The sequence below is a fragment of the Streptomyces sp. NPDC057654 genome (genome assembly GCF_042800135.1).
In the GTDB taxonomy this organism is placed as follows: domain Bacteria; phylum Actinomycetota; class Actinomycetes; order Streptomycetales; family Streptomycetaceae; genus Streptomyces.
The window spans coordinates 1-3,441 of record NZ_JBHVHQ010000897.1; the positions used below are offsets into that span (position 1 = coordinate 1).

The window sequence follows — 3,441 nt, forward strand, 5'->3', positions numbered from 1 at the left end:
CGCAGGTCCCGCAGCGCCGCCTCCATGGCCGTGATCCGCTGCCGCAGCTCCTCCCCGTCGGCCAGCTCCCCGCGCGCCAGTTCCCGCTCGACCCCGGAGAGCCGCTCCAGCAGCGCGTCGATGCGCGCCTGATCGCGCAGCAGCAGCTGCTGCAACTGCCGGTTCTTGCGGTACAGATCGAGGAACACGGTGACCTTGGCGCGCAGCACCCATGGGTCGAACGGCTTGGTGAGGTAGTCGGCCGCGCCGGTGGCGTAACCGCGGAAGGCATAGCCGGAGTTGGAGTCCGTGCCGGTCAGGAAGATGATCGGCACGTCCTTCGTCTGATCGAGCCGTTTGATGTTGGCGGCGGTCTCGAAGCCGTCCATGCCGGGCATCAGCACGTCGAGGAGCACGACGGCGAACTCCTGGCGCAGCAGCGCCTTCATCGCCTCCTCCCCGGACCGGGCGCGCACCAACGGCTCGCCCAGGGAGGTCAGGACGGCCTCCAGGGCGGCGAGGTTGTCGTCCATGTCGTCTACGAGGAGGATGCTCGCCCGGTCGGCGGCTCCCGGGGCCTCGGCGGTCGTGGTGGAGCCAGAGCTCATGAGGGCCTCGCGGTGTTCTCGGCCGACTCTACGGTCGGTGCGGGGGCGTCGGGGTCCAGCAGCCGGAGCGCCACGGTGAGCAGATGGTCCACGTTCACCGGCTTGGTGACGTAGTCCGAGGCGCCGACGGCGATGGACTTCTCGCGGTCACCGGGCATGGCCTTGGCGGTGAGGGCGATGATCGGCAGTTCGGCGAAGCGCGGGGTGCGGCGGATGGCGTCGATGGTCTCGTAGCCGTCGAGCTCCGGCATCATGATGTCCATCAGCACGAGCGCGACATCGGGGTTGATCTCCAGCTGCTCGATGCCCTCCCGCCCGTTCTCCGCGTAGACGACGGGCATGCCCACCCGGCCCAGCACATGGGTGAGGGCGAAGACGTTGCGGATGTCGTCGTCGATGATCAGCACCCGGCTGCCGTCCAGGATCTCGCCGGCCCGGCCGGCCCGCCAATCGTCGAGCCGGGTCGCGGTGGGCCAGTTCAGCTCCTCCGGCGCGTCGTGCGCCTCCTGGGCCCGGTGCGGATGCGAGCGCGCGGCGAGGCCGGGGACGTCGGGGCCGGCCAGGTGGCCGGACCAGTCCGGCGGCACGTACAGGGTGAAGGTCGAGCCCTTGCCGGGCTCGCTCTCGGCGGAGATGCGGCCCCCGAGCAGCCCCGCGATCTCGCGGCTGATGGAGAGGCCGAGGCCGGTGCCGCCGTATTTGCGGTTGGTGGTGCCGTCGGCCTGCTGGAACGCCTCGAAGACGGCGGAGAGCTTGTCGGCGGGGATGCCGATGCCGGTGTCGCTGACGGCGAAGCCGATCTCGGCCCCCTTGCCGTCCTCCTCGGCGGGCACCCGCTCCACGCGCAGCACGATCTTCCCGGCCGCGGTGAACTTGATGGCGTTGGAGAGCAGATTGCGCAGGATCTGCTGGAGCCGCTGCTCGTCCGAGAACATCTCGCGCGGTACGTCCTCGCCGACCGTGACCTCGAAGGCGAGCCCCCGGTCGATGGTGACCGGCCGGAAGGTGGCGTGCACATAGTCGAGGAGCTTGATCAGCGGGAGCTTCTTGGGCCGTACGTCCATCCGGCCGGCCTCGATCTTCGACAGGTCGAGGATGTCGTTGATCAGCTGGAGCAGGTCCGAGCCGGAGCGGTGGATGGTCGTGGCGAACTGCACCTCCTGGTCGGAGAGGCGGCCGTCCGGGTTGTCGGAGAGCAGCCGGGCCAGGATGAGCAGCGAGTTGAGCGGGGTCCGCAGCTCGTGCGACATGTTCGCCAGGAACTCGGACTTGTACTGCGAGGAGGTGGCCAGCAGCGCCGCCTTCTCCTCCAGCTCCGCGTTGGAGCGCTGCAACTGGGCCTGCTGGCCCTGGAGTTCGTCCGACCGCTCCTGGAGCTGCTGCGCGAGGCGCTGGGACTCGCTCAGCAGCGACTCGGTGCGGGAGTTGGCGATGATGGTGTTGATCGCGACGCCGATGGTGGTGACGAACTGGTCGAAGAACGCCAGGTGGACGTCGGAGAAGCGGGAGAAGGAGGCCAGTTCGATGACGCCCAGTAACTGGTCCTCGAAGAGGATCGGGATGATGACGACGCTGGCCGGCGCCGCTTCCCCCAGCCCCGAATTGATCTTGATGTAGCCGACCGGCGCCTCCTCCACCAGGATGCGCTTCTTCTCCAGCGCCGCCTGCCGCACCAGCCCGTGGGCGGGCATCCCCGGCGTGTCCACCGTGGCCCCCTGCGCGGAGCCGTAGCCCGCGATGAACGCCAGGCCGCGGGCGCCCGCCTCCGCCGCACCGGCCGTGCCCTCGTCCGGCTCGGCCAGGAAGAACGCCCCGTACTGCGCCTTCACCAGCGGAGTCAGCTCGCGCAGGATCAGATCCGCGACCTCCATCAGATCCCGGTGCCCCTGCATCAGACCGGCCAGCCGGGCCAGGTTCGACTCCAGCCAGTCCTTGGCGCGGGTCGTCTCGCGGAGGTTGGACACCATCAGATTGATGTTGTTCTTGAGCTCGGCGACCTCGCCCTGGGTCTCCACCGTGATCGAGCGCGACATGTCGCCCTGCGCCACGGCGCTGGCGACCTCCGCGATGGCGCGGACCTGCGTGGTGAGGTTCGACGCCAGCTCGTTCACGTTCGTCGTCAGCCGCTTCCACGTGCCGTACACGCCCTCGACGCGCGCCTGGCCGCCGAGGTTGCCCTCCGTGCCGACCTCGCGGGCGACGCGGGTGACCTCGGCGGAGAACGAGGAGAGCGTGTCGACCATGGTGTTGATGGCCGTCTTCAGCTCCAGGATCTCGCCGCGCGCGTCCACATCGATCTTCTTCGACAGGTCGCCGTTGGCGACGGCCGTGGTGACCTGGGCGATGTTGCGGACCTGCGAAGTGAGGTTGTCCGCCATGAAGTTGACGTTGTCGGTGAGGTCTTTCCAGACGCCGGAGACGCCCCGGACCTGGGCCCGGCCGCCGAGTCTGCCGTCCGTGCCGACCTCGCGGGCCACCCGCGTCACCTCGTCCGCGAACGCCCGCAACTGGTCGACCATCGTGTTGATGGTGTCCTTCAGCTCCAGGATCTCGCCGCGCGCGTCCACGGTGATCTTCTTCGACAGGTCCCCGTCCGCCACCGACGTCGTGACCTGGGCGATGTTGCGGACCTGCGAGGTCAGGTTGGAGGCCATGAAGTTGACGTTGTCGGTGAGGTCCTTCCAGACGCCGGAGACGCCCCGCACCTGCGCCTGGCCGCCGAGGTTGCCCTCGGTGCCGACCTCGCGGGCCACGCGCGTCACCTCGTCGGCGAACGCGGAGAGCTGGTCGACCATCGTGTTGATCGTCGACTTCAGCTCCAGGATCTCGCCCTTCGCCTCCACGGTGATCGTCT

The 3,441-nt window shown here is 69.0% G+C and carries 2 protein-coding genes; both read right to left on the reverse strand.

All coding sequences use genetic code 11. The annotated features are described in order from the left end of the window. On the reverse strand, positions 1-587 hold a 587-nt coding region (locus tag ACFU99_RS37890; protein WP_384401513.1), incomplete at its 3' end, for a two-component system response regulator. Beyond that, on the reverse strand, positions 584-3,441 hold a 2,858-nt coding region (locus ACFU99_RS37895; protein WP_384401515.1), incomplete at its 5' end, for a HAMP domain-containing protein. The genes ACFU99_RS37895 and ACFU99_RS37890, both read right to left, overlap by 4 nt.